Source organism: Mesorhizobium sp. M0029, assembly GCF_040323735.1.
In the GTDB taxonomy this organism is placed as follows: Bacteria; Pseudomonadota; Alphaproteobacteria; order Rhizobiales; family Rhizobiaceae; genus Mesorhizobium.
Genome location: NZ_JAMYVF010000005.1, coordinates 24,841 through 50,217, shown reverse-complemented (window position 1 = coordinate 50,217; position 25,377 = coordinate 24,841). Strand labels below are relative to the sequence as shown.

Here is a 25,377-nt window from a genome sequence, read left to right as displayed (position 1 = left end):
TAAGTCTTACCAAGGCACCACCGTAATCTCCGGCCAGCACGCCTTCGCCCTCGCCCCCTTGGCCTCATGCGTGCGCCTGTTATCCATCAGCCGGTTGGGCGTGATGCGAAACGCGAAGAGGTCATCCAGCCCGAACGGCGCCACGACCTCAAGCTGCCCGTCGGCATCGTATCGCACCCCGACCGCATGCGTCTTCGAGGCGAAATAGCTCACCGACTCGCTGGAGCTCGTATAGCGCGGGCAGGGCTGGCCGAATTTCTGCGGATACCACAGATGCACCCGTGCCTGGTTGCGCACCTCGGCCGGCAGAGCCAGCCCCTCGAAATGCTGCGCGGCCCGGCGGATGACCGCGTCCTCGGCCTCGTAGGACAGGTCGCTGTCATCGAAGTAGAAGAGATCGACATCCTTGATGCCGTAGCCCGGCGGCTTGCCGGTCAGGTGGTTCCAGACGCTGTTGTAGAGCGCACCGGACACCACCAGCCAGTCCGGCAACGCCAGCGTCCGTGCCCGCTCCAGCGCGTCGCTGACGAGCGCATCCGCCAACACCATGGCGAGAAACGCTTCGCGCTGGGCTTCGAACGGCAGACCGGAATAGCGCAGATGGTCCATCGCCCTTTGGAGAGCGATTCGCCACCAGACGGCAATCCTCAGAAGCAATTCCAGGAAAAGTGTGTAGCGGTTTTCCCGGGAAAGCGCGCCGCGCTTTCCCTAAGAATTGCGTGAAGGCGAAATATGTAGGGCGGGCGTTAGCCGCTCTACGTTCTCAGCAAGCCGCCCGTTTGCTTGCCGACATTGTCGACGATGCGCTTGGCCAGCGCCTCGAAATCCTCGTCGGTGAGCGTCTTTTCAACCGGCTGGATAGACACTTCGATGGCAATCGACTTCTTGGCGACCCCGAGAGATGCCCCCTCGAAGACGTCGAACACCGAAACGCCTGTGATGAGCTTCTTGTCGGCAGCGAGCGCCGCGCGCACCAGCGTACCGGCCTCGACCGCCTTTTCGACGACGAAAGCAAAGTCGCGCTTCACCGCCTGGAAGGCGGACAGCTCGAGCTTCGGCTTGGTTTTCGTCGGCTTGGCCTTCGGTTCCGGCACGGCGTCGATATAGACCTCGAAACCGCAGATCGGTCCGGAAACGTCCAACCCCTCCAGCGTCTTCGGGTGGAACTCGCCGAAGGTGCCGAGCACTGTCTTCGGGCCGAGCTTGATCGTGCCGGAGCGGCCGGGATGATACCAGGCCGGACCGCCTGGCTCGATCTGCAGCCTGTCGACCGGCGCGCCGCAGGCTTCCAGCGCTGCAATCGCGTCGGCTTTGGCGTCGAACACGCCGACCGGACCGGAATTGCCGGCCCAACTGCGGCCGGAACCGTCGAGCTTGGCGGTGCCGCGGCGCACACCGGCGGCAACGCGCCGCTGCTGGTCGGGGCCGTCGCCCTCATAGGTACCGGAGACCTCGAACAGCGCGACATCGCCGATCCCCTTGTCGGCATTGCGCTGCGCGGCGACGATCAGGCCGGGCAACAACGAGGGCCGCATATCGGACATGTCGGCTGCAATCGGATTAGCGAGCTTCAGCGCCGTCTGGCCGCCGCCGAACAGTTCGGCGTGTTTGGCCGGGATGAACGACCAGGTGAGAACCTCCAGCATGCCCCGCACGGCGAGCGAGCGCTTAGCAATGCGGGTGCGCACCTGCAGCGTCGTCAGGATCTTGGAATTGACCGCGTCATGAGCGCCGAGCGGCTGCGGCGCGATGTTGTCGACGCCGTGAATGCGCATGACTTCCTCGACCAGGTCGGCTTTGCCATCGACATCGGGCCGCCAGGACGGCACCGCCACATCGACGATGTCGTCCGAGCCCTGCGGCTCGAAGCCGAGGCGCGAAAGGATGTCGAGGCTTTCCGCCTTCGGCACCTCGATGCCGGTCAGCCGCTTCACTTCCGAGATCGGGAAGGAAACGATCTTCGGCTTGTAGCCGGCATAGCCGACCACCTCCGTCTCGGTCGGCTCTCCGCCGCAGAACTCCAGCACCAGCTTTGTCGCCAGTTCGACGCCGGGCACCATGAATTCCGGGTCGACGCCACGCTCGAAACGGTAACGGGCATCGGTGATGATGCCGAGCGTACGGCCGGTGCGGGCCGTGGTGATCGGATCCCAAAGAGCGGATTCGATCAGCACGTCCGTGGTGTTCTCGTCGCAGCCGGAATGCTCGCCGCCCATGACACCGGCGATCGATTCGACGCCATTGTCGTCGGCGATCACGCACATCTGCGGCGTCAGCGTGTATTCGCGCCCGTCAAGCGCCAGCACCTTCTCGTCGTCGCGTGCGCGGCGCACGACGAGATTGCCGGCGACCTTCTTGGCATCGAACACATGCAGCGGCCGGCCACGGTCGAAGGTGACGTAGTTGGTGATGTCGACCAGCGCGCTGATCGGGCGCAAGCCGATGGCGATCAGCCTTTGCTGCAGCCATTTCGGCGACGGCCCGTTCTTCACGCCTTTCACCAGGCGCAGCGCGAAACCGGGGCAGAGCTCCGGCGCCTCGATGGTCACCTTGACCGGCGTTTCACCTTTGCCAGGGACCGCTTCGACCGGCGCGGTCTTGAGCCGGCCAAGCCCGCTTGCCGCCAGGTCCCGGGCGACGCCGTAAATGCTGGTCGCATCCGGCCGGTTCGGCGTCAGATTGATCTCGATCACCGGATCGTCGAGATGCGCGTAAGCCGCGAAGCTGGTGCCGACAGGCGCATCGGCCGGCAGGTCGATAATGCCATTGTGCTCATCCGACAGCTCCAGCTCGCGCTCGGAACACATCATGCCATGGCTCTCGACGCCGCGGATCTTGCCGACGGTCAGCGTCACGTCGATACCGGGCACATAGGCGCCGGGCGCGGCGAAGGCGCCGATCAGGCCGGCGCGGGCATTCGGCGCACCGCACACCACCTGGACAGGGGCTGCGCCATTGCCGGTGTCGACGGTCAGCACCCGCAGCCGGTCGGCGTCGGGATGCTGCACCGCCGTCAGCACCTTGGCGATGACGAACGGCTTCAGGCCGGCCTTGTCGTCGACATGCTCGACTTCGAGGCCGATCGAGGTCAGCCTCTCGACGATCTCGTTGAGCGTGGCGTCGGTGTCGAGATGATCCTTGAGCCAGGAAAGGGTGAGTTTCATCACTATGTTCCGTTTTGTCTGTACCCGCCCGGACCTTGTCCATCGGGTCTGGGCACGCTTGTCTTCAAATGGCGCGGCAAGTCGTCGGGCATATGCACGAAGGGCAGCTGCTCGCGCACATAGGCATGGTGCGTCGGCCGGAAATAAGCCGGCATGTCCATGGCGCCCAGCATGAAATAGATGTGGTCTTCCAGCCGCTCGTCGACATAGGCGATAGGCGAGCCGCAAATGCCGCAGAACGAGCGTGTAACCGGGCCGTTCTCGTACATCTTCAGTGCCTTGCCGGTGAAAGCCACCTGCTCGGTAAGGAAGCCGACAAAGGCCGACACCGGCGCGCCGCTGGCGCGCCGGCAATCGCCGCAATGGCAATAGCTGACATGGTGCGGTTCGACCGAGGCCTCGAACCGTACCGCGCCGCAGCGGCAGCCACCGGCGTGCGGCGCCGTCATGCGGAAAGACCTCCGAACAGCGTCGGCATGTCGAGCGGCCGGAAACCGTAATGCGACAGCCAGCGGACATCGGCGTCGAAGAAGGCGCGCAGGTCCGGCATGCCGTATTTCAGCATGGCGATGCGGTCGATTCCCATGCCCCAGGCAAAGCCCTGATATTCGTCGGGATCGAGCCCGCCGGCGCGCAGCACATTGGGGTGGACCATGCCGCAGCCGAGGATCTCCATCCAGTCGGAGCCTTCGCCGAAGCGCACTTCGCCGGGCCGCGAGCGGTCGCATTGGATGTCGACCTCGAGGCTTGGCTCGGTGAACGGGAAGAACGACGGCCGGAAGCGCATCTTGACCTGCGGCACCTCGAAGAAAGCCTTGCAGAATTCTTCCAGCACCCACTTCATGTTGGCGACATTGGCCGATTTGTCGATCACCAGCCCCTCGACCTGATGGAACATCGGCGAGTGGGTAGCGTCGGAATCCTGCCGGTAGGTCTTGCCGGGAATGACGATGCGGATCGGCGGCTTCTGCTTCTCCATGGTGCGGATCTGTACCGGCGAGGTGTGCGTGCGCAACAGCTTGCGCTCGCCCTTTTCGTCCGGCTGGAAAAAGAAGGTATCGTGCATCTCGCGCGCCGGATGCCCTTCGGGGAAATTCAGCGCGGTGAAATTGTAATAGTCGCTCTCGACATCGGGACCTTCTGCGATGGCAAAGCCGAGATCGCCGAAGATCGCCGCGATCTCGTCGATGACCTGGCTGATCGGATGGATGCGGCCGCGCTCGGCCGGCGATTGCCGCACCGGCAGCGTCACGTCGACCGTCTCGGCGGCAAGGCGCGCCGTGACCGCCACATCCTTCAGCTCGGCCTTGCGTGTCGTCAGCGCTTCGGTGACGCGGTTCTTCAGGCCGTTGATCGCGGGGCCCTTGACCTGGCGCTCCTCGGCGCTCATCGCGCCCAGTGTCTTCAGCAATTCCGAGATCGACCCCTTTTTGCCGAGAGCCGCGACGCGCACGGCTTCGATAGCAGCCTCATCGGCGGCCGACGCGACGTCGGCCATCAGGGAGTTTTCGAGAGTATCCAAGCCGGTAGCTATGTCGTTCACGGTCAAACTCGCTGTGTTGGGAGTCAACTTTGAGGTGAAAGTCACTTTCAAGTTGAAAGTTCAGCCATAAGAAAAACCCGCGCCAGCCGTGCCAGCGCGGGTTCCCCAATCAGAATTGCGAATGCTGGGAAGCGCTGGGCTCGGAGGCCGATCCCGAAAAGTTGCAGACTTTTCGGAAAGATCGCGCTCCTCGCTAAATTTCCCTGAGCATGATGTTGTCCAAAAAGTCAGCAACTTTTTGGCATCATGCTCTAGGCGACAGCGCTTTCAAAAGCATTCGGGGTGGTGTTCTTCAGATATTCGAGCGCGACCTTGGCCTTGGCCACGAGTGCGGCGAACGCCTGCGGTTCATGGATGGCCATGTCGGACAGGATCTTGCGATCGATCTCGATACCGGACTTGTTGAGGCCGTCGATGAAGCGGCCATAGGTCAGGCCATGCTCGTGCGTCGCGGCGTTGATGCGCTGGATCCACAGCGCGCGGAACGAGCGCTTGCGGTTCTTGCGGTCGCGATACGCATACTGCATCGACTTTTCGACCGCCTGCTTGGCGATGCGAATGGTGTTCTTGCGGCGGCCGTAGAAGCCTTTCGCGGCTTTCAGGACCTTCTTGTGCTTGGCGTGCGAGGTGACGCCTCTTTTTACGCGTGCCATGTCATGATCTCCTTAAACGCTGTTCCTGAAACCGAATGCTCAGAGGCCGTTCGGCAGAAAATTCTTGATGACCTTCTTGCCATCCGGTTCAGCCAGAACCATCGTGCCGCGGGCATTTCGAATGAACTTGTTGGAACGCTTGATCATGCCGTGACGCTTGCCGGCCGCAGCCGACAGGACTTTACCCGTACCTGTGATCTTGAACCGCTTCTTGGCGGCCGATTTGGTCTTCATCTTGGGCATTTTGCTACTCCGTATTGGTGGCGCACAATCGCGCTTCTTGTTCGCTTCGGGCGGACCAAAAGCCCGAAAAGCAAATGAAACCGCCACGGCATGCCCTGCCGGGCGGTTTTCTTGGAACGGCGGTCCTATACGTCAAAGCGGGCTGGCGCGCAACACCCGAGCGGCTGCGACGCTCTCTCCGCGATCAGGGCAGCCTAAACAGCACCGGCAGAATGCCCGATTGCTGGGCACCATCGATGGTCTCGAACACCGGCAACGCCACCAGAAACACCAGCCCGTCGAGCAAGGTGGTCAGCAAGAGGCGCGGCTTGAAGCTGCCGGTGTCGCCTTCCTGGTAGAGCGACAGCTGGGGGAAGAAACGCGGCACCCGCGCCAGATAGGCTGTGTAGGGCGCGCCGAGAACCTCCTTGAGATACCGTTCCTCGCGCAGGATGACGATGTGGAAGGCGCCGGCGCACAAAAGCGCAAACAGGACGATGCCGGAGAACGAGCCGATCTGCGCCCCGACGCCGGCGGCGGCAACGGTCGAGAACACGTAGAGAGGATTGCGGGTGATCGAATAGGGCCCGCCGGTGACCACTTCGGAGGATTTGCGCCCGCCGATATAGAGTGTCGACCACAAGCGGCCGACGACGCCAAGGAAGATCAGCAGCACGCCGACCATCTCGATCGTTTCATGCACCGGGGTATCGGGCGGGAAGGTCGACTGGCCGAACAGCAGTGCCGCAAAGAGCACCACCACCAGCACCGCAAGCACCATGCGGCGCATGTGCTGGTAGCCGCCCAGCTCCTTGATGGGCGCAGGGTTGATTTCATTGGCCATGTCGGGAATCCGATCGTCGAAAAACTTGCCGGCGATCGCGGCGTCTGGACAGGAGAATAGGCGTCCCGCCGATCGCCGGGACGCCATGAGACAGGATTCAGGCGGATTTAGAGCGCAACGCCCGAACTGATCTAGCGCGGGGCCAGCACCATCATCATCTGGCGGCCTTCCAGCTTCGGCTCGGCTTCGACCTTGGCGATGGTAGCCGTCTCCTCGCGCACCTTGTTCAGGAGCTGCATGCCGAGTTCCATATGCGCCATCTCGCGGCCGCGGAAGCGCAGCGTCAGCTTGACCTTGTCACCTTCCTCGAAGAAGCGCCGCACGGCCTTCATCTTGGTTTCGTAGTCATGGCTGTCGATGTTCGGGCGCATCTTGATCTCCTTGATCTCGATGACCTTCTGGTTCTTGCGCGCCTCGGCCGCCTTCTTCTGGTTGGCGTATTTCAATTTGCCGAGATCGAGAATTTTGACGACAGGCGGCACCGCATTGGGCGAGATCTCGACCAGATCGAGCCCTGCCTCTTCGGCGAGCAGCAATGCGTCGTTGATGGAAATATCGCCGCGGTTCTGGCCATCGGCGTCGATCAGCTGGACCCGGGGCACCCGGATATCACGGTTGGAGCGCGGGCCATCTTTGGTGGGCGCCGCTGCTTTGAAAGGTCTGCGAATGGTCGTGGTCTCCTTGGCCGTTTCGTTCAGGGTTTCAATCTAGAATGTTCAGGACGCGCCAATGTGGTGAGCGCGCGGGCGGAGTCAATAGCACAGCGCTGACAGAAAATCACCCTGATCGCAGGCCTGCACCAAACAAAGGATGTCGCGAGCACTTTCCGCCTCGCCTGTGCCTGTGTCAAAAGACCGGCGAGTAAAATCAGGCTCCCACAATCAGGCCCCCAGAACCAGGATTGATCCACAGCCATGACCGCGACCACCCCAACCCTGCTGGATGTCGACGGCATCGATATCGCGGTTCGCCATTCCTCGGGCGCAACGCCCGGCGTCGTCTGGCTCGGCGGCTACAAATCCGACATGCTGGGCACGAAGGCGCAAACGCTGTCGGATTGGGCGGCCAGGGAAGGCCGCGCATATCTGCGCCACGACTATTCCGGCCATGGCGAATCCGGCGGCGCCTTTGCCGACGGTACTATCTCGAAATGGCTTGGCGAGAGCCTCGCCGCCTTCCGGCATTTCACCGAGGGCAAGCAAATCCTGGTCGGCTCGTCGATGGGCGCCTGGATCGCGCTGCGCATGGTGCAGGAGCTGCGCAAGGCGGGCGACAGCAATGTGGTTGGCCTGGTGCTGCTCGCGCCGGCGCCGGATTTCACCGCCGAGCTGGTCGAGCCGGCTCTGACGGAGGAACAGAGGCGCGACCTCCGGGAGAAAGGCTTTTTCGAAGAACCTTCGGACTATTCCGCCGAGCCTTACATCTACACAAGCGCGCTGATCGAGGACGGCAGGGCGAACCGGGTCATGACCGGGCCGATCGATACCCATTGCCCCGTCCACATCCTGCAGGGCCTGGCCGATGCCGATGTGCCGGCAAGCCATGCGCTGAAGCTGGTCTCGCTGCTGCCGGCCGACGACGTCACCTTGTCGCTCATTCCCGACGGCGACCACCGGCTGTCGCGGCCGCAGGATCTCGACATGCTGCTGAGGGCGGTGGGCGACATGGTTCAGCGGGCGGGGTAGGCAAGAATGCGCATTTCCATCCCGATATCCGCCTTTGTCGCGGCAATCGTCGGCTTCGGCGGCACGCTGGCCGTCGTCATTGCCGCCGCCAAGGCGGTTGGCGCCACGCAAGCCGAAACCGCGAGCTGGGTGACGGCAGTGTGCGTGGCGATGGCGATCGAATGCTTGTGGCTGTCCTGGCGCACGAAAATACCCATCATCACCGCCTGGTCGACACCGGGCCTGGCGCTGATGGCGGCATCGAGCGGGTTTACCATGGCTGATGCGGTCGGCGCCTTCATCGTCACCAGCTTGATTTTGATCGCCACCGGCCTGTTCAAGCCGCTGACCCAGCTGATATCAAGGATACCGGCGTCAGTCGCGTCCGGCATGCTGGCGGGCATCGTCGTCACCTTCGCGCTCAATGCCGTCAAGACCATTCCGGTCGATCCCTGGCTGATCCTGCCGCTGATCGCGGCCTTCTTCGTCATTCGCCTGTTCAACCCGGCGCTGTCGGTGCTGGCGGTGCTGATCGGCGGCGGCATCGCCGCATTCCTGACAGGCCGTGTCGGCGGACTGCCGGCGCCGGAACTGTCGACGCTGACGCTGATTGCCCCGCATTTCAGCGCCGCAGCTGTCATCGGCCTGGCGCTGCCGCTCTACCTCGTCACCATGGCGTCGCAGAACCTGTCGGGTCTCGCCGTCTTGCGCGCCGCCGGCTATCACCCCGAACCCGGCCCGCTGATCGGCGTCACCGGCCTGTTCTCGCTGCTGTCGGCGCCGTTTGGCGGCTCGACCACCAATCTGGCCGCGATCTCTGCGGCGATCTGCACCGGGCCGGACGTCCATCCCGACCCGGCCGAGCGCTGGAAGACCGGACCCTTCTATGCACTTGCCTATCTGATTTTCGCGGTTTTCGGCGCCTCGCTGGTGGCGATCTTCGCAGTGCTGCCGCAGAGCCTGATCGTTCTGGTAGCCGGCCTGGCGCTGATGGGATCGCTCGCCAACGCGCTGTCGATCGCGCTCAAGGACGAGGACCAGCGCATGGCCGCCACGGTCACCTTCGTGGTCACCGCGTCAGGGCTGACCTTGTTCGGCGTTGGCGCCGCCTTCTGGGGTCTGGTCGCTGGCCTGGTCGTGCTTTCCCTCGAAGCGCTCAAAAAGCGATAATCATTTCAGGCCCTTGTCCGGTTTTGGCGGACGTTGTCTTGAATCGCCGTTTTTCTCATCCCATTTCGAATCCACGCAGCCACTCTTGGCTGTCTCCAACCGAAGGAATGGGAGAAAATGAACACATCCGCATTGATCCGCCCGGCCTGGACGCCGGCGACCATCGCGCTGATGGTGATCGGCTTCATGGTGTTCTGGCCGCTTGGCTTCGCCATGCTCGCCTACATCATCTGGGGCGACCGGCTTGACGGCTTCAAGCGCGACGTCAACCGGGCCACCGACGGCATCTTCGCCGGCTGCCGCCGCGGTTCAGACAAGGCCGCGCGCTGGGGCCACGGTTCGGCCCGCACCGGCAATGTCGCTTTCGACGACTGGCGCGAGAAGGAACTCGAACGCCTCGCCGAAGAGCGTCGCAAGCTCGACGAGATGCTGAGCGAGTTCGATGAGTACGCCCGCGAATTGCGCCGCGCCAAGGACCAGGACGAGTTCGACCGCTTCATGGCCAACCGCAACAAGTCGACGGCGCCTGCGAAAACAGGCTCGGCCGAAACGGCCAAGCCCGCGACCCCCAAGCGCAAGGGCCCGAACCTGCTTGACGACTGAGGCTGCGCGCATGACCCCGAAAATCGGAACCGATTTTCGGGGTCAGAGTGCTACAGCGTCCTTTGCGCGTCAGAGACGCGCGGCGCTGTAGGACAGGCCTTGGCATGATGGACGGGCGTCGCGCGAGCGGCGCCGTTTCTTTTTTGTTCTGGTCGTTTTCCTCGAATCGCGTATCGTTCAGCCATGTCCTTCGGCTTTTTCCGCAACCTGACCAAACCAAAACCCTCGCCTGTCGAAGAGCGAGAGCACGTCGTTGCCGGCCGCACACTGCCGCTCAGGATCGTCGAGAGCGCCCGCGCACGGCGGCTGACGCTGCGCATCGATTCGGGCGGCCAGGGGCTGCGCATCACCGTGCCGCCGGGCCTGCGCCGCGGCGAGGTGGAGAAATTCCTTCACCGCCACCAGGACTGGCTGGAGCAGCGTCTGGCCAAGGTCCCGACACGGCCGCAAGTGCGCCCCGGCATCAAGATCCCGATACGCGGCGTCGCGCATCGCATCGTCCACGAACCGTCGAAACGCGGCACCGTCACCGTGTCGCGCGACGAGCGCGGTCCGCTGCTGATCGTCCATGGCGAGCGCATACATTTGCCGCGCCGCATCGCCGATTTCCTCAAGCGTGAGGCCAAGAAGGACATCGAGAAGCTGGTGGTCAAGCATACCGAGGCCATCGGCAAGCGCGCCAAGGCGATCCGCTTCAAGGACACGTCGAGCCGCTGGGGTTCCTGCACTTCCGATGGCAATCTGTCCTTCTCATGGCGCATCATGATGGCGCCGACGCCGGTGATAAACTACCTGGTCGCGCATGAGGTGGCGCATCTCAAGGAGATGAACCACGGCCCGAAATTCTGGAAATTGTGCGAGCAGCTCTGTCCCGATACCGACCGCTGCAAGGACTGGCTGAAGCGCAATGGCGGCGCGCTGCAGGCGATCGTGTTCGATTAGCCTGCGCCGGCGCCGCGCTCAATCATCATTGGCCGCATTAAGCTCTTCAGGCCGCAGCCCTTCGTCGCCACGGCGCGGCCATGGCAGGAAATTCTGCTCGAACGCATCGCTGCCGAAATAATCCAGGACCCGGTGCGCTTCTGCCCCGTCGAAGGCGGCCTTTTGCATCAGATGCGCGATGACGTCGCGGGCTTGCGCAATCTTCTGCCTGAGTTCGGCTATGCTCTGGTCGGCCATTCGTCTGCTCCGCCTTGCTTCTCCCATCAATAGGTAGCGCCTTTGGCGTTGCCGGCAAACAGCATGCTTTTTCTCGACTCTTGGCCGGTTTCGTGCCAATCCCCGCGCCATGGCGCTCGATATCAAGATCTGCGGATTGAAGACCGATGAGGCAATGGCCGCGGCCCTGGCCGGCGGCGCCAGCCATGTCGGCTTCATCTTCTTTGCTAAAAGCCCGCGCTATGTGGAGCCTGCGGCAGCCGGCCGCCTGCGCGAGGCGGCAATCGGCAAGGCCAGGGCGGTCGCCGTGACGGTCGATGCCGATGACGCGTTCCTGGATGAGATCGTCGCAAAGATGCGCCCCGACATGCTGCAGTTGCACGGCACGGAGACGCCCGAGCGGGTGGCCGAGGTGAAAGCTCGCTACGGCCTGCCTGTCATGAAGGTGTTCTCCGTCAGTGAGGTAGCCGATCTCGAGCGGCTAAAGCCGTTCATCGGCGTTGCCGATCGCTTCATGTTCGATGCCAAGCCACCAAAGGGCTCGCAACTTCCGGGCGGCAATGGCGTCGCCTTTGACTGGCGCATCCTGGCCGGCCTTGACGCCGGGCTCGATTACATGCTTTCCGGTGGGCTCAACGCCGCCAATATCGGCGACGCCCTGATATCAGCCAATCCGCCCGCGATAGACATTTCGTCGGGGGTGGAAAGCGGCCCGGGCGTCAAGGATCCGGCGCTGATCGAGCAGTTCTTCCGGGCCGTCAGGGCCGCGCGCGACGACCGCGCTGCCTGAGGCACTTCTTTCGAACCCGAGCATGTTCCGGAGAAGTGGGAACCGGTTTTCCGATAAGACATGCTCAGAACCAAGACCAGGAGATCGGCGATGAACAAGCCGGCGACACCCAATTCCTTCCGCACGGGACCCGACGAACAGGGCATGTTCGGCATCTTCGGGGGCCGCTTCGTGGCCGAGACGCTGATGCCGCTGATCCTCGACCTCGAGCGGCACTGGAACGAGGTCAAGAACGATCCGGACTTCAAGGCTGAGTTGACCAACCTCTCGACCCACTATGCCGGGCGGCCGTCAAAGCTGTATTTCGCCGAAGGCCTGACCAAACATCTTCGTGAGGTTTCCTCGGCGAAGGGCCTCGGGGGCGGCGCCAAGGTCTATTTCAAGCGCGAGGACCTGAACCACACCGGTTCGCACAAGATCAACAATTGCCTCGGTCAGATTCTGCTCGCCAAGCGCATGGGCAAGAAGCGCATCATCGCCGAGACGGGCGCCGGCCAGCACGGCGTTGCCGCGGCCACGGTCGCGGCGCGCTTCGGCTTTCCCTGCGTCGTTTATATGGGCGCCACCGATGTCGCCCGCCAAAGCCCCAACGTCTTCCGCATGAAGCTGCTCGGCGCCGAAGTGCGGCCGGTGACCGCCGGTCACGGCACGCTGAAGGACGCCATGAACGAAGCGTTGCGCGACTGGGTCACCAATGTCGAGGACACTTATTATCTGATCGGCACCGCCGCAGGTCCGCATCCCTATCCGGAGCTGGTGCGCGACTTCCAGTCGGTGATCGGCATCGAGGCGCGCGCCCAGATCCTCGAACAGGAAGGCCGGCTGCCCGACACCATCATCGCGGCTGTCGGCGGCGGCTCCAACGCCATCGGCCTGTTCCATCCTTTCCTCGACGACAGGCAAGTCCGCATCATCGGCATCGAAGCCGGCGGCCGCGGCCTCGACGGCATCGAGCATTGCGCCTCGATGAATGCCGGCGCGCCAGGCGTCCTGCACGGCAACCGCACCTATCTCCTGCAGAACGCCGATGGCCAGATCATGGACGGCCATTCGATCTCGGCCGGCCTCGACTATCCGGGCGTCGGCCCCGAACATTCCTGGCTGCGCGATTCCGGCCGCGTCGAATATGTGCCGATCCTCGACGACGAGGCGCTGGAAGCCTTCAAGCTGACGACGCGCGTCGAAGGCATCATCCCGGCGCTGGAATCCGCCCACGCCATCGCGCATGCGGTGAAGATCGTGCCTGATATGGACAAGGACCAGATCGTCATCGTCAACCTGTCGGGACGCGGCGACAAGGATGTGCACACAGTGGCCTCGATGCTGGGCATGGAGATCTGATCATGGTGACCCGCATCGACCGCCGCATGGCAAAACTGAAAGCCGAGGGCCGCCCGGCGCTCGTCACCTATTTCATGAGCGGCGACCCCGACTATGACACCGCTTTGTCGATCATGAAGGCGCTGCCCAAGGCCGGCGCCGACATCATTGAAATGGGCATGCCGTTTTCCGATCCGATGGCCGATGGACCGGCGATCCAGGCCGCTGGCCTGCGGGCGCTGAAAGGTGGCCAGACCCTGGTCAAGACGCTGAAGACGGCGGCTGATTTCCGCGCCACCGACAATGAAACGCCGATCGTGCTGATGGGCTACTACAACCCGATCTACATCTACGGTGTCGATCGCTTCCTCAAGGACGCCATCGCCAGCGGCATTGACGGGCTGATCGTCGTCGACCTGCCACCGGAGATGGACGAAGAACTCTGCATTCCGGCGCTGAAGGCCGGCATCAACTTCATCCGCTTGGCAACGCCGACCACCGACGACAAGCGCCTGCCCAAGGTGCTGCAGAATACGTCGGGCTTCGTCTATTACGTGTCGATGACCGGCATCACCGGCTCGGCTTTGGCCGACACCGGCAAGGTTGCCGCCGCGGTCAAGCGCATCAAGGGCCACACCAATCTGCCGGTCTGCGTCGGCTTCGGCGTCAAGACCGCCGAGCAGGCGCGCATTATCGGCGCCAATGCCGATGGCGTCGTCGTCGGCACCGCGATCGTCAACGCGGTCGCCAATGTGTTGGGACCGAAGGGCGAGAAGACCGCCGACCCGGCCGAGGCCGTCGCCACCCTGGTCAGCGGACTGTCTCAGGGCGTGCGTTCGGCCCGCCTTGCTGCTGCCGAATAGTTTCCCTACTTAGGCCTTGTGCAAGTCGTTATCCCAAAACCGGTTCCCACTTTTGGGCGACATGCACGAGCCAACTCTTCGTCAGGACAGGAGCCGAAGCGATGAACTGGATCACCAATTACGTTCGCCCGAGGATCAATTCGATGCTCGGTCGGCGCACCGACATGCCCGAGAATCTCTGGATCAAGGATCCCGAGACCGGCGAGATGGTGTTTCACAAGGACCTGGAATCCAACCAGTTCGTCATCCCGTCATCGGGCCATCACATGAAGATTTCGGCCAAGGAACGGCTGAAATTCTTCCTCGACGACGGCAAATACGAGCAGCTTGAGAACCCCAAGGTCATGCAGGACCCGCTCAAGTTCCGCGACGAGAAGCGCTACACGGACCGGCTGAAGGACGCCAAGGCCAAGACCGGCCTGGAAGACGCCATCATCAACGCGCTGGGCACGGTCAAAGGCCTGCCGGTTGTGGTGACGGTGCAGGATTTCGCCTTCATGGGCGGCTCGCTCGGCATGGCCGCGGGTGACGCCATTGTGCACGGTTTCGAGGTCGCCTTGCAGCGCAAGCGGCCGCTGATCCTGTTTGCCGCCTCCGGTGGCGCGCGCATGCAGGAAGGCATTCTGTCCCTGATGCAGTTACCGCGCACCACGATCGGCGTCGACCGGCTGAAGGAAGCCGGCCTGCCATACATCGTCGTCTTGACCAACCCGACCACCGGCGGCGTTACCGCCTCCTACGCCATGCTGGGAGACGTCCACATTGCCGAGCCCGGCGCGCTGATCGGCTTTGCCGGCCCGCGCGTCATCGAGCAGACCATCCGGGAGAAACTGCCGGACGGTTTCCAGCGCTCCGAATATCTGATGGAGCACGGCATGGTCGATATGGTGGTGTCGCGGCTGGAACTGCGCGAGACGATTTCACGGCTGTTGAAAATCCTGCTCAAACTGCCGCAGGAGCAAAAGCCGCTGGAGCCGGAAATCCTGCCGCCGTCGGTCATCCCGACGGAAGCCCGCCCGCAAGCCTGACGCGACATTTCTGGCCGCAAACCGCGATTGCGTGCACCTGCGCGCATGCGTAGGATTCGCTCATGACAACGCTTGCCGCAGATCGTGAAATCGAAGCCCTGATGGCGCTGCATCCGAAAGGCTTCGACCTTTCGCTCGACCGCATCACAAGGCTGCTCGAACGCCTCGGCAATCCGCAGGAGCGGCTGCCGCCGGTCATCCATATCGCCGGCACCAACGGTAAGGGCTCGTGCGCGGCCTTTTCGCGCGCGCTGCTCGAAGCCGGCGGCCACCTTGTCCATGTCCACACTTCGCCGCATCTGGTGAACTGGGCCGAGCGCTACCGGCTGGCGGCCGAGGGCGGCGGCCGGCTGGTCGACGACGAGACCTTCGCCGAGGCCATCGCCCGCGTCGCCCGGGCCAATCAAGGCCAGAAGATCACCGTCTTCGAAATCCTAACCGCCGTCACCTTCATCCTGTTTTCCGAACATCCGGCTGCCGCCGCCATCATCGAGGTCGGCCTTGGCGGCCGCTTCGACGCCACCAATGTCGTTGCCCGGCCGGCGGTGTCGGTGATCATGCCGGTGTCGATGGATCACGAAGCCTATCTCGGCGACCGGGTCGAACTGATCGCCGCCGAAAAGGCCGGCATCATGAAGCGCGGCTGCCCGGTGGTCATCGGCGCGCAGGAGAGCGAGACGGCGCTGCAAGTGCTGATCGAAACCGCCGAGCGGCTGGATTGCCCGACCTTCGTCTACGGCCAGGATTTTCTCGCCTTCGAGGAAAACGGCCGCATGGTCTATCAGGATGAGGACGGGCTGATGGACCTGCCGCCACCGCGCCTGCCCGGGCGCCACCAGTTCGCCAATGCGGCGGCAGCGATTGCCGCCGTCAAGGCCGCCGGTTTCGAAATCAGTCATCGCGCCACTGAGAAGGCGATGGCGAGCGTCGCATGGCCGGGCCGCATGCAGAAACTGGTACAGGGCCGGCTGATGGAGCTGGCGCCCAAGGGCGCCGACATCTGGCTCGACGGCGGCCACAATCCGGGCGCCGGCATGGTCATTGCCGAGGCGCTGGCCGAGCAGGAGGAAAAGAACCCGCGGCCGCTGTTTCTGATCTCCGGCATGATCAACACCAAGGACCAGAGCGGCTACTTCCACGCCTTCAAGGGCCTGGCACGGCATGTCTACACCGTGCCGGTGAGCATGAGCGATGCCGGCGTGCCGAATGACGAGCTGGCGGTGCGGGCGACCGAAGCCGGCCTCACGGCCGAACCGGTCAGTTCCGTCGCCAGTGCGCTGATGCTGCTGCGCGACACCTGGGACGGGCCGGCGCCACGCATCCTGATCGGGGGGTCGTTATATCTCGCCGGCGCGGTGCTGGCCGAAAACGGCACGCCGCCAACCTGAAGCCATTTCACTGCGAGGAGCCCATCATGATCAAGGTCAAGCAACTCGCCCATGTCTGCATCTTCGCGCATGATCTGGAGGCGACGCGAAGCTTCTACCGCGACGTGCTTGGCCTCGACACGCAGTTCAATTTCCTGCGCGACGACAAGGTCTTCGGCTTCTACCTCAATTGCGGCGGCCGCAGCCATGTCGAGGTGTTCCAGAAGGACGGCACTGCATACAGCGAGCAGAACCAGATCAACCATTTCTGCCTGGAAGTCGAAGATCTCGACGCGGCGATCGCCCATATCAAATCGAAGGGCATCGACGTCACCGCCAAGAAGCACGCCTGCGACGACACTTTTCAGGCCTGGATCCGCGATCCCAACGGCGTGAAGATCGAGCTGTTCGAATACACCGCAAAAAGCGCGCAATTCGCCGGAGGCGACCGCATCGCCGACTGGTGAGCTGTGTTGGTGTCGACGAGGATCAAAGCTCCGGCCCTGTATGGACCTTGCGGCTTTTCCGGATGATTTCTTCCAGATCGATATCCGCGCCACTGCTTGCCGTCAGGCGGGAGTAGAAGGTGGACGCCGGTTCTCGCCCCGCCTCCCGAATCTCATAGGATTCAAGCGCGCGTTCGACGATGTCTGCGATCGAGCGGTTTTCGCGATGAGCAAGACGATGCGCAAGATCTCGTGCTTTTGCGCTGCGGACGGAAAGCCGGGGTTCGGCCATTTCAAAATACCTTCGAGAAAATATATCCCCCATTTAGGACGAGCCATCAAGATGGCAGAGGTTGGCAAGCCATCACCTTAGCTCAATCTCGATGAAGGCATACTCGCCGTCATTGGCGCTAATGACGTCGTGTTCGACGCCCTCCTTTCGGAAATAGGGCGCACCCTTCTTCATCTCGGCAAAACTCTCGCCGTCCTTGGTCACCAGCTTCACCTTGCCGTCCATCAGCGGTACCACGACATAGTCGTGGCCGTGGCGATGCCAGCCGGTGTTGTCGCCGGGCTGGAACCGATACTCGGTGACAATAACGCGCTCGTTGTCGATGAAGACGGTGGCCTTGGCGGATCCGGTCATTGTTGTCTCTCCTGTCCAGCCTCAAGCAGAAGACATGGAGCCTTCAGGCGCGAGGGCCAGAGAGGTCAGGCGATAACGCCAAAGAAAAGCCCGGCGCGAGGGCCGGGCTTAACTTCAGAAACTCCTACAGGATCAGGCGAGGCTGCCATTGATCCAATGCGACAGCGCGGTCTTCGGCGCGGCGCCGACCTTCATGTCGGCGACTTCGCCGCCCTTGAAGATCATCAGCGTCGGGATCGAGCGCACGCCGAATTGGGCGGCAAGCTCGGGGTTCTCGTCGATGTTCAGCTTGGCGATCTTGATCTTGTCGCCGAGTTCGTTGGCGATCTCTTCCAGCGACGGACCGATCATCTTGCAGGGGCCGCACCATTCGGCCCAGAAATCCACGACGACGGGCTGCGAGGCGTTGAGCACATCGGCCTGGAAATTGCTCTTGTCGACCTTGACGGTGGCCATACGAAAATCCTTTCGAAATTTATCTCGCACCAAATGTGGTGGTTCAGCAGCCCTTCTTCAAGCAGAACTTGTGTCACGCTCCCGTGAGTCGGGCAAGGGCGTCATCCATCGCCTGGGCCGGCAGTTCGATAAGCCTCGGTGCCTCGGTGAACAGCAGTGCTGCCGTCACCGCGCGGCCGGGGTAAAGCGGCTGGAGCAGCGCGCGGTAGAGCGCCAGCTGCAGGATATAGGCCGGCGGCACCTGGGCCAGGCCTGCGGGCGCCGGCCGGTTGGTCTTGTAGTCGACGATCGATACGCGCCCGGGCGTCACCGCCAGCCGGTCGATCTTGCCGGAGATCGAGCGCAGCCTGCCCTTGACCTCGATACTGCCCATGACGGCCACTTCGGCGCGGGACGAGGGCGAAAACAGCCCGGCAAAACGCGAATCTCTGAGGATCGCCATCACCGAAGCCAGCGCCTTGTTGCGCTCGGCCTCCGGCCAGTTGGCGCCGGCTCGAATGAGATACTGCGCCGCCGCGCCTTGCCGTTCGTCTTCGGCAAAACCGGGCAGCATCTGCAGCAGCTTGTGCAGCGCCAGCCCGCGCATCACCGCAAAGCCCGGCTCCGCCTCGCTGTCCAGCACCGGCGAGCGGGTATCGACAACAGCTTCCTTGGCCTCGTCGATCAGCGCCGACGCGCCGGAAGGCGACAGCGGGCGCGGCAGCTCCTCATAAGGCGGCAAGGGCCGGAACAAGCCCACCGGCAGCGGCGGCACCTGTTGCGGCAGCCGCGACTCGTCGGCTGCCGCTTGCGCCACCGGCGGAAGCTTGGTCATGACGAAACGGTGCACCGGCTCGCTGCTGGCGGGGTGGCGGCGCTCGGTGCTTTCGGGTGCACCTGTCAGCGCGCGGCTGACGATCGAATGCCAGGTGCCGGTGCTGGGCTGACGCTTGCCGTGATAGCCGCAGACGATCAGCCGGTCCTCGGCGCGCGTCATGCCGACATAGAGCAGCCGCCGGTATTCGTCGTCGGCAAGCTCCCGCGCCCTGGCCGAGGCCGCCTTGGAGAAGCCGTTCGCGACATCGGCGGCCGAGCGCCAGAGATAGCCCTTGCCGTCGAAATTGCGGCCCGAAGCGTCGAACGGCATGAGCCGCGGCAGATGCTGGTCGCTGAACGGCGCCGAACCGCCATCGACCAGGAAGACAACAGGCGCTTCCAGGCCCTTGGCGGCATGCACGGTCATGACGCGGACCTCGTCGCGCGTCTGGTCCATCTCGCGCTTGATCTCCGGGCCGGTGTTTTCCAGCGTCGCCAGGAAAGCCTCCAGCCCCGGCAAGCCGGTGCGTTCTTCGGCCAGACAGAAACTCAGGAACTCGTCGAGAATATCGCCGGCTTCCGGTCCAAGCCGGGCGATCATCTTCTTGCGCAGGCCGTCGCGCGCCAGCACCCCGGCGTAGAATTCGAACACCGGCCGGAACGCCGCCTCGTTGGCCCAGCCGTCGAGCCGGGCAACGACATCGGTCAGCGCGGTATTGTCGCCAGCATGCTGGCGTAATGAGGCGATCAGCGATGTTCCGGCTGGCCGTCCGGCGCCAAGCGTAAAAAGCGTCTCCTCCGACACGTCGAAAACCGGGCTGCGCAGCACGGCGGCGAGCGACAGGTCATCCTGCGGCTGGATGAGGAAATGGCCGAGTGCGATCAGGTCCTTGACCGCGATGTGGCCGGGCAGGCTCAGCCGGTCGGCGCCGGCGACGGGAATATCGCGGTCCTTCAGCGCGCGCGACAGCGCATGGACGAAGCGGTCGCGCTTGCGCACCAGCACAAGAATGTCGCCGGCCCTCAGCCTGCGTCCCTTGCCCTCGATGATCTCGCGGTCCTTGAGCCAGGTCTGGATGGTCGCAGCCACGTGCTCGGCCACCCGCACAGCCGGCGCGCTGGCATGATTGACCGGCAACGTCCAGTCGTCGGGCTCCTCGACGGCGTCAGCGCCGAGCGACGGCCAGACCTCGACATAGCCAGGCGCGTCGTTGCGGATCGCCTTGTGGTCGAGCGGATCGGGGTCATGGCTGATGCCGCGCCGCACGCCCGGATCGGCAAAGACGCGGTCGACGGCGGCAAGCACGTCGTCGGTCGACCGGAACGACCAGGTCAGTTTCAGGTCGGCAAACGAAGCATTGGCGGCGTTCACGCGTCCGGAAAACAAGAGCCGGCTGTCGGCGAAGGAATCCGGCGCGGCACCCTGAAAGGAATAGATCGACTGCTTTTCGTCGCCGACGGCGAACACCGTGCGATTGGTCGTGCCGCGCTGGCCGTGGCCGGCAAAGAACTCCTCCGCCAGCCGCTTCACCACCTCCCATTGGTCGGGGCTGGTGTCCTGCGCCTCGTCCAGCAGGATGTGGTCGATACCCTGGTCGAGCTTGTACTGCACCCAGGGGCCGGCATCGGGCCGCGCCAGAAGGTTGACGGTGCGGGTGATGAGGTCGTTGAAATCGAGAAAGCCGCGGCTGCGCTTCAGGCGCTCGTACCGCACGATCAGCCAGTCGGCTATGGTCAACGCCGCGACCGTGCCTTCCAGCATCCGGAACAGCGCCAGCCGGTCGGAGACGTCTGTTATCGACTTGACGGCCGCCAGATAGCGCTCGGGAAGGTCGGGCAGCCGGCCGAGCAGCGCCTTCTTGAACAACTTTGAGGGATCATAGGGGTCGCCATCGGCCTTGAGAAAGGCTTTGCCGAGCATCTGCAGCCGGCGGGTCGGGTCCGTCTCGGCAAAGGCCAAGCGGGCATAGGGCAAGAGATTGTTGAGCACGGTGCGGGCGTCGGTGGCCTCGGCGGCACTGGCGAACACTGCAAAGAAGTCCGGCAGGAAACCCGGCAGCGGCCATACCGATGCCGCTATGTCTTCGGCGCTCTGCCCGGGGCGAAAATGGAATTCGTCGAACAGGGCCTGAAAGCCGGCGCCATCGCGCCGGACCGCATCGATGAAGCCGCGTAAGCCGTCGCGCTTGCGCACGATTTCGGCGAGCAGCGCATCGAGCCCGTGTTCGCCGCCGCGCTCCAGCACGGTGGCAAAGGCCTCGGCCAGTCCGGCGTCTTCGGCTGACGTGCCCGAAATCATGTCGCGGCGGGCGCCGGCAAACAGCGAGGCCTCCATCTGCGGATCGAGCATTTCGAAATGCGCCGGGATGTTGGCCTCCAGCGGGAACTGGTGCAGCACCGATTCGCAGAAGGCGTGGATGGTCTGGATCTTCAGCCCGCCCGGCGTTTCCAGCGCTTCGGCAAACAGCCGGCGCGCCCGCCGCATCGTGTCGCGGTCGGGCCGGCGGCCGTCCACCGCCTCAATCTTTGTGGCAAGCTCGGCATCGCCGAGCGCTGTCCATTCCGACAGGGTCGAGAACACGCGGTTCGACATGTTGGCGGCGGCCGCCCGCGTATAGGTCAGGCACAGGATCTTCGACGGATCGGTGCCGTTGAGCAGCAGCCGGATGACGCGCTGGGCCAGCACATGCGTCTTGCCCGAGCCGGCATTGGCCGACACCCAGGCCGAGTTCTTCGGGTCGGAAGCGCGCGCCTGGCTGGCGGCGGTTTCGCTGGGGACGGGATAGGCTTTTTTCATGCCTCCCCGCCCTCGTCATCGCTGTCGCCGCCGGCCGACCATTCGAGCACGCGCGCCAGATGGTCGTAATCGCCATCGCTCTCGCCCTCGCGAAAAGGCAGCGCCCGCGACAGGTAGCCGGTCGTCGGATCTGCATAATGGACCAGCAGCTTTTCCAGCCGCGCCCAGGCCTCCTCGGCGAGGTCTTCGGCGGTCCGGGGCTGGCGGTTGTAGTCGAGGATGGATTCCTCGAACACTTCGCCATTCGGCTTCAGCCGCACGAATGCAAGCTGGGAGGGCTCGCGCGCGCCAAGCCCCTTGAAGGCGCCGCGCCGGAGCAGCGCCCCTTCGAGCGCCAGCTGTGGCGCCAGCAGCGTGTGGGCCTGCGCCTTGGACGGGGACGAGCCGGTCTTGTAGTCGAGAATGTCGGCCATGCCACCGGCCAAAAGGTCGACGCGGTCGGCATAGCCGGACAGCGTCACGCCGGTGCGGCCGACAGCGGTCTTTTCGGCGCGCTCCTCGGCATGCCGCCGGGCGACGGCGGGAGCGCGGCCGCGCTCCCATTCGATGATGTTGGCGGCAAGCTTTTCGAAGCGCGGCCACCACACAGCCTCGACGTCGGCGGGCAGGGCGATCTCGGCAAAGCAGGTCCGGCCGGCAGCGATGAGGCGTTCCAGAGCTTCGGGCGCGCGGGGATCCGCCACCTCTGTCGAGAACAGATGCAGGATGTCATGAAACAGCGTGCCGCGCTCGGCCGCGCCGGGGTCGCGGATCACCGGCTCGAGCGGCAGAAGGCTCAGAATACGCCTTGCATAGACCGCATAGGGGTCGCGTCGCAACGTCTCGATCGCGGTCACCGAGAAGTGGGTGGGCCGCATGCTCAGCGGCGGTTTCGGCTGCGGTCGCGGCGCGAAATGTTGCCGCTCGCCGGCATCGAGCGCGCGCGCCCAGGCAAGCAATTCGTCGCCGCGCCCGCGCAATGCGGCCGCCGGATCCTTGCCGATGAAGGTGAGGATGCGCTGCAACCAGCGCGACGGCACCGCCGGTGCGTCGCTGGCGCGGGCGGAGCGCGTCAGCACCACCTTTTTCGCCCCCATCGCCATCTGGAAGTCGTGGGCGGCAAGGCCGATGCGCCGCTCCGGCGGCTCGAGATCGATGCCGGTCTTCATCAACCGCGACATGAAGCGATCGCTTTCCGGCTTGCGTGGCCACACGCCTTCGTTCAGCCCGCCAATGACAAGCGTGTCGACGCTCTGCAGCCGTGCCTCCAGCGCGCCCCATATCGCGATGTTGCGGTCTGTGCCTTGCCCCGGCTTGACCGTTTCCGGTGCTACCAGCGCGTCCATCACATCAGGCCATTCGTCGGCCGGGAAGTCGAACGATGCAGACGCGGCGACCACACCGCGCAGCAGCTCGGCGAGTTTCTCGCCGGCGTCGCCGGCATAAAATTCAGCCAGGCTGCCCTCCGCCGTGCGGCCGAGATTTTCCAGCGCGGCGACGCTCGCTCTGGTCAACGCGACGAGATCGGCGTTCTCTTCACCGCGAAAGGCAGTCAGCGGCGCCAGCGCCGCCACAAGCCGGCTCAGCATATCGCGGGCATTGTCGATGCCGCGCACGCTCAGGCGCGAAAACCAGAAGGGCTGGCGCTTGTCCCCGCGCAGCCCGGCGAGACGCTCCTCGAACAGTGCTGGCAAAGAGGCGATGTCGGGGCGTCCGGTGCCGCCGCGCAGCGCCACGAGTTCGATGAGCTCGGCGGCATGGCGCACGCCTGTGCGCTCAAGTCCGAGCCCGAGCAGCGGATGCTTGAGCAGCGACAAAAGGCCGACGGGATCGCCGGGCCGGAATACCGCTTGAAGTGTGAGCCGCAGCAGGCTGGCGGCAGGCGTGTTGGCGAGCGGCGTGCCGCCGGAATCGTCGGCGATCACGCCGAAGCGCAACAGCTCGGCCGAGACGCGCCGCGCCAGCCCGCGGTCGCCGGTAACGAGCGCTGCCCTTAGTCCCGGCTGTTCCACGGCGGTTTTCAGCGCGATGGCGATCGCCGCCGCCTCGTCGCGTTCGCTGGCGGCTTCCACCAGCGTCACGTCGGCGAAGGCCTCGGCGATGTCTACGGCGTTGAAGCGTATGCGGGTCTCGGCCCATAATTCCGTGGTCTCGGCCGGCCGCAGCGCCTCGCCGACAAGGGCCGCGCGGAGCGCCAGTGCGGGCTCGGCGGAGACCACTTCCTCGACATCGCCACGCAGCACGCCAATCTTGCCGATCAGCTTGGCCATGCCGTATTGCGGGTGGCCAAGCAGTGCCGGCCGCGCACCGGGCGCCCCAATCGCGGCAAAAGACGGTTCGTCCAGCATCCCATCGAGCCCGGGCAGCACCACGGCGCCGTTGGGCAGGCTGGCGACCGTGGCAAGCAGTTCGGCCGTGGCGGGAATAGAGCCCGTCGAGCCGGCGGCGATCACCGGGCCTTTGGGCGGGTTGCGTTCCAGCCGCTTCGCCTCGCGCCGGATCAGCGCATTGCGGTGCGCGGCCGGGTTGGAGCGGTCGCGCTCCTCCAGCAATTTCGGCCAGGCCTCGGTGACGATACGGAGGAAATCGAGCGTCACAAGCCACCATCCGGCAAGATTGCCGGTGACCAGATCGGCAAGCCTGGTCCAGTCCGTGCCTTCGGTTTCGATCTCGTCCATCAGCCGGGCGAGGTCACGCGCTAGCCAGATCGCATCGGCGGCGGAGGCCGGCACGACGATCTCTTCGTTGAACATATCAAGGACATGCGCCGGCAAGGTGCGCTTCCAGGCCCGCACCAGCGGCGCCAGCAGCAGCAGGCGTTCGATGGCTGCGATCGGCGGCGCCATTTCAAGCTCGGTCGGCGTGCCGGCGTCGAAGGCGGCTTCGTCCTCGTCGAACTCTCCGAGCGGGCGGATGACCGGCAGGATCGCCGAACGGCGGCTCCCCCCCGGTCCCGAAAGCGCGTCGACAAAAGCGCCGCGCAGCGCACGGGCCGCGCGCCGTGTCGGCACATAGATGGTGACATCAGCCAGCGCCAGCGGATCGCCGTCGAACCGGAAGCCGGGCACCAGCCGTCCGGCCAGCAAGGCCTCGGCCAGAGTCGGCAGGAATGGCGCTCCGGGCGGGATCGAAAGAACGCGGCGCGCGCCGCTCATACCACCTTCGCGAGAGCTTCGGCGGCGGCCGCTTCCGCCTGCGGAATGGCGTCGGGAGTGCCGACGGTGATCCAGCTTCCGCGCATCTGCATGCCGAACAGACGGCCAGAGGCGATTGCCTTGTCGAAATGGGTGTTGAGCGAATGCGCCCCGGCCGGCGCATCCCTGAAGATGGCGGGATTGACGATTGCCGCTCCGGCATAGATCAACCCGGCCGGATCGCCTTTCGAGCGCCGCAGGCCGCCATCCGGCGCCATCAGGAAATCCGTGCCGACACCGTGTCCGGTGGCCGAGTCGAGATCGGTAAGCATCAGCAGAATATCCATTTTCGCGCCGTCCCATGCAAGGGCAAGGCGCTCGAGGCTGGGCTGGCCGCTGTCGATCCAGAACGTATCGGCGTTGATGATGTAGAAGGGGTCGCTGCCCAGCAGCGGCAATGCCTTGACGATGCCACCCGCCGAATTCAGCAGTGCGTCGCGCTCGTCGGAAATGACGATCTTTGGCGCCCGCCTGTGGGCGATATGGGCGACGATCTGGTCCGGCAGATAGTGCACGTTGACGATGGCTTTCTCGACGCCGGCCGCTTCGAGACTGTCCAGCCCCCAGTCGAGCAAGGTCCTGCCGGCGATCCGCACCAGCGGCTTCGGCATGGTGTCGGTGATCGGCCGCATGCGCTTGCCAAGACCAGCCGCCAGCACCATCGCTGTGGTCAAG

General features: G+C 64.3%; 25 protein-coding genes. 10 read left to right on the top strand and 15 right to left on the bottom strand.

The features are described from left to right. Nucleotides 1–6: 6 nt before the first annotated feature. The 8 genes from NKJ76_RS10635 to infC all read right to left on the bottom strand — a co-directional run bounded on the left by NKJ76_RS10635 (nucleotide 7) and on the right by infC (nucleotide 7,094). The gene (locus tag NKJ76_RS10635; RefSeq protein WP_023725578.1) at nucleotides 7–609 is read right to left on the bottom strand and encodes a nucleotidyltransferase family protein; all 603 of its coding nucleotides are present in this window, start codon (nucleotides 607–609) and stop codon (nucleotides 7–9) included. A gap of 146 nt (nucleotides 610–755) precedes the next feature. Next, nucleotides 756–3,164, bottom strand: coding sequence for a phenylalanine--tRNA ligase subunit beta (gene pheT, locus NKJ76_RS10630; protein ID WP_352537356.1), 2,409 nt, complete (start codon nucleotides 3,162–3,164; stop codon nucleotides 756–758). Between the two features lie 2 nt (nucleotides 3,165–3,166). Next, nucleotides 3,167–3,613, bottom strand: coding sequence for a GFA family protein (locus NKJ76_RS10625; protein ID WP_023681387.1), 447 nt, complete (start codon nucleotides 3,611–3,613; stop codon nucleotides 3,167–3,169). Further along, entirely contained in the window at nucleotides 3,610–4,662 is a 1,053-nt protein-coding gene (pheS, locus tag NKJ76_RS10620; RefSeq protein WP_032891898.1) for a phenylalanine--tRNA ligase subunit alpha, read from the bottom strand. Before pheS ends, NKJ76_RS10625 begins: the two co-directional genes overlap by 4 nt. Before the next feature lie 296 nt (nucleotides 4,663–4,958). Further along, nucleotides 4,959–5,360, bottom strand: coding sequence for a 50S ribosomal protein L20 (gene rplT, locus NKJ76_RS10615; RefSeq protein ID WP_023672281.1), 402 nt, complete (start codon nucleotides 5,358–5,360; stop codon nucleotides 4,959–4,961). Nucleotides 5,361–5,399: 39 nt separating this feature from the next. Next, entirely contained in the window at nucleotides 5,400–5,603 is a 204-nt protein-coding gene (rpmI, locus tag NKJ76_RS10610) for a 50S ribosomal protein L35 (RefSeq protein ID WP_006201248.1), read from the bottom strand. A gap of 184 nt (nucleotides 5,604–5,787) precedes the next feature. Then, the gene (locus NKJ76_RS10605) at nucleotides 5,788–6,426 is read right to left on the bottom strand and encodes a methyltransferase family protein (RefSeq protein ID WP_023681388.1); all 639 of its coding nucleotides are present in this window, start codon (nucleotides 6,424–6,426) and stop codon (nucleotides 5,788–5,790) included. A 131-nt stretch (nucleotides 6,427–6,557) separates the two neighbouring features. Beyond that, a complete protein-coding gene (gene infC / locus NKJ76_RS10600; protein WP_023744911.1) occupies nucleotides 6,558–7,094 on the bottom strand; it encodes a translation initiation factor IF-3 in 537 nt (178 codons plus the stop codon). 246 nt (nucleotides 7,095–7,340) lie between these two features. Here infC and NKJ76_RS10595 point away from each other — a divergent pair, with 246 nt between their 5' ends. The 4 genes from NKJ76_RS10595 to NKJ76_RS10580 all read left to right on the top strand — a co-directional run bounded on the left by NKJ76_RS10595 (nucleotide 7,341) and on the right by NKJ76_RS10580 (nucleotide 10,805). After that, on the top strand, nucleotides 7,341–8,111 hold the full coding sequence (locus NKJ76_RS10595) for an alpha/beta hydrolase (protein WP_023741294.1): 771 nt from the start codon (nucleotides 7,341–7,343) through the stop codon (nucleotides 8,109–8,111). Between the two features lie 6 nt (nucleotides 8,112–8,117). Beyond that, complete coding sequence (locus NKJ76_RS10590) at nucleotides 8,118–9,260, top strand: benzoate/H(+) symporter BenE family transporter (protein ID WP_352537355.1); 1,143 nt, start codon at nucleotides 8,118–8,120, stop codon at nucleotides 9,258–9,260. 117 nt (nucleotides 9,261–9,377) lie between these two features. Further along, nucleotides 9,378–9,863 (top strand): DUF2852 domain-containing protein, encoded by a 486-nt coding sequence (locus NKJ76_RS10585; RefSeq protein ID WP_023672286.1) that lies wholly within the window; start codon nucleotides 9,378–9,380, stop codon nucleotides 9,861–9,863. Nucleotides 9,864–10,046: 183 nt separating this feature from the next. After that, nucleotides 10,047–10,805: a M48 family metallopeptidase gene (locus NKJ76_RS10580; protein WP_023702070.1), complete on the top strand. Its 759-nt coding sequence runs from the start codon at nucleotides 10,047–10,049 to the stop codon at nucleotides 10,803–10,805. 18 nt (nucleotides 10,806–10,823) lie between these two features. Here NKJ76_RS10580 and NKJ76_RS10575 read toward each other — a convergent pair whose 3' ends face one another. Then, nucleotides 10,824–11,042, bottom strand: coding sequence for a hypothetical protein (locus NKJ76_RS10575; RefSeq protein WP_352537354.1), 219 nt, complete (start codon nucleotides 11,040–11,042; stop codon nucleotides 10,824–10,826). A 109-nt stretch (nucleotides 11,043–11,151) separates the two neighbouring features. Here NKJ76_RS10575 and NKJ76_RS10570 point away from each other — a divergent pair, with 109 nt between their 5' ends. From NKJ76_RS10570 to NKJ76_RS10545, 6 genes are all read left to right on the top strand, one after another. Beyond that, a complete protein-coding gene (locus NKJ76_RS10570; protein WP_023681392.1) occupies nucleotides 11,152–11,811 on the top strand; it encodes a phosphoribosylanthranilate isomerase in 660 nt (219 codons plus the stop codon). Between the two features lie 90 nt (nucleotides 11,812–11,901). Beyond that, nucleotides 11,902–13,152, top strand: coding sequence for a tryptophan synthase subunit beta (gene trpB, locus NKJ76_RS10565; RefSeq protein WP_023687439.1), 1,251 nt, complete (start codon nucleotides 11,902–11,904; stop codon nucleotides 13,150–13,152). 2 nt (nucleotides 13,153–13,154) lie between these two features. Further along, nucleotides 13,155–13,994: a tryptophan synthase subunit alpha gene (gene trpA / locus NKJ76_RS10560; RefSeq protein ID WP_023693067.1), complete on the top strand. Its 840-nt coding sequence runs from the start codon at nucleotides 13,155–13,157 to the stop codon at nucleotides 13,992–13,994. Nucleotides 13,995–14,095: 101 nt separating this feature from the next. Then, nucleotides 14,096–15,022 (top strand): acetyl-CoA carboxylase, carboxyltransferase subunit beta, encoded by a 927-nt coding sequence (gene accD, locus NKJ76_RS10555; protein WP_023672292.1) that lies wholly within the window; start codon nucleotides 14,096–14,098, stop codon nucleotides 15,020–15,022. Between the two features lie 62 nt (nucleotides 15,023–15,084). Beyond that, nucleotides 15,085–16,410, top strand: a complete 1,326-nt coding sequence (locus tag NKJ76_RS10550; protein WP_352459987.1) for a bifunctional folylpolyglutamate synthase/dihydrofolate synthase — start codon at nucleotides 15,085–15,087, stop codon at nucleotides 16,408–16,410. Between the two features lie 26 nt (nucleotides 16,411–16,436). Then, nucleotides 16,437–16,856, top strand: a complete 420-nt coding sequence (locus NKJ76_RS10545; RefSeq protein ID WP_352537353.1) for a VOC family protein — start codon at nucleotides 16,437–16,439, stop codon at nucleotides 16,854–16,856. A 22-nt stretch (nucleotides 16,857–16,878) separates the two neighbouring features. Here the strand turns inward: NKJ76_RS10545 and NKJ76_RS10540 are convergent, their stop codons facing one another. From NKJ76_RS10540 to NKJ76_RS10515, 6 genes are all read right to left on the bottom strand, one after another. Further along, nucleotides 16,879–17,127, bottom strand: a complete 249-nt coding sequence (locus NKJ76_RS10540) for a hypothetical protein (protein ID WP_023696002.1) — start codon at nucleotides 17,125–17,127, stop codon at nucleotides 16,879–16,881. A gap of 72 nt (nucleotides 17,128–17,199) precedes the next feature. Further along, nucleotides 17,200–17,481, bottom strand: a complete 282-nt coding sequence (locus NKJ76_RS10535) for a cupin domain-containing protein (protein ID WP_023696001.1) — start codon at nucleotides 17,479–17,481, stop codon at nucleotides 17,200–17,202. Between the two features lie 132 nt (nucleotides 17,482–17,613). Further along, nucleotides 17,614–17,937 (bottom strand): thioredoxin, encoded by a 324-nt coding sequence (gene trxA / locus NKJ76_RS10530; RefSeq protein WP_023672297.1) that lies wholly within the window; start codon nucleotides 17,935–17,937, stop codon nucleotides 17,614–17,616. A gap of 73 nt (nucleotides 17,938–18,010) precedes the next feature. Beyond that, nucleotides 18,011–21,529, bottom strand: coding sequence for a double-strand break repair helicase AddA (gene addA / locus NKJ76_RS10525; protein WP_352537352.1), 3,519 nt, complete (start codon nucleotides 21,527–21,529; stop codon nucleotides 18,011–18,013). Beyond that, a complete protein-coding gene (gene addB, locus NKJ76_RS10520) occupies nucleotides 21,526–24,663 on the bottom strand; it encodes a double-strand break repair protein AddB (RefSeq protein WP_352537351.1) in 3,138 nt (1,045 codons plus the stop codon). Before addB ends, addA begins: the two co-directional genes overlap by 4 nt. Continuing rightward, complete coding sequence (locus NKJ76_RS10515; protein WP_027049083.1) at nucleotides 24,660–25,364, bottom strand: nucleotidyltransferase family protein; 705 nt, start codon at nucleotides 25,362–25,364, stop codon at nucleotides 24,660–24,662. Before NKJ76_RS10515 ends, addB begins: the two co-directional genes overlap by 4 nt. Nucleotides 25,365–25,377 lie beyond the last annotated feature (13 nt).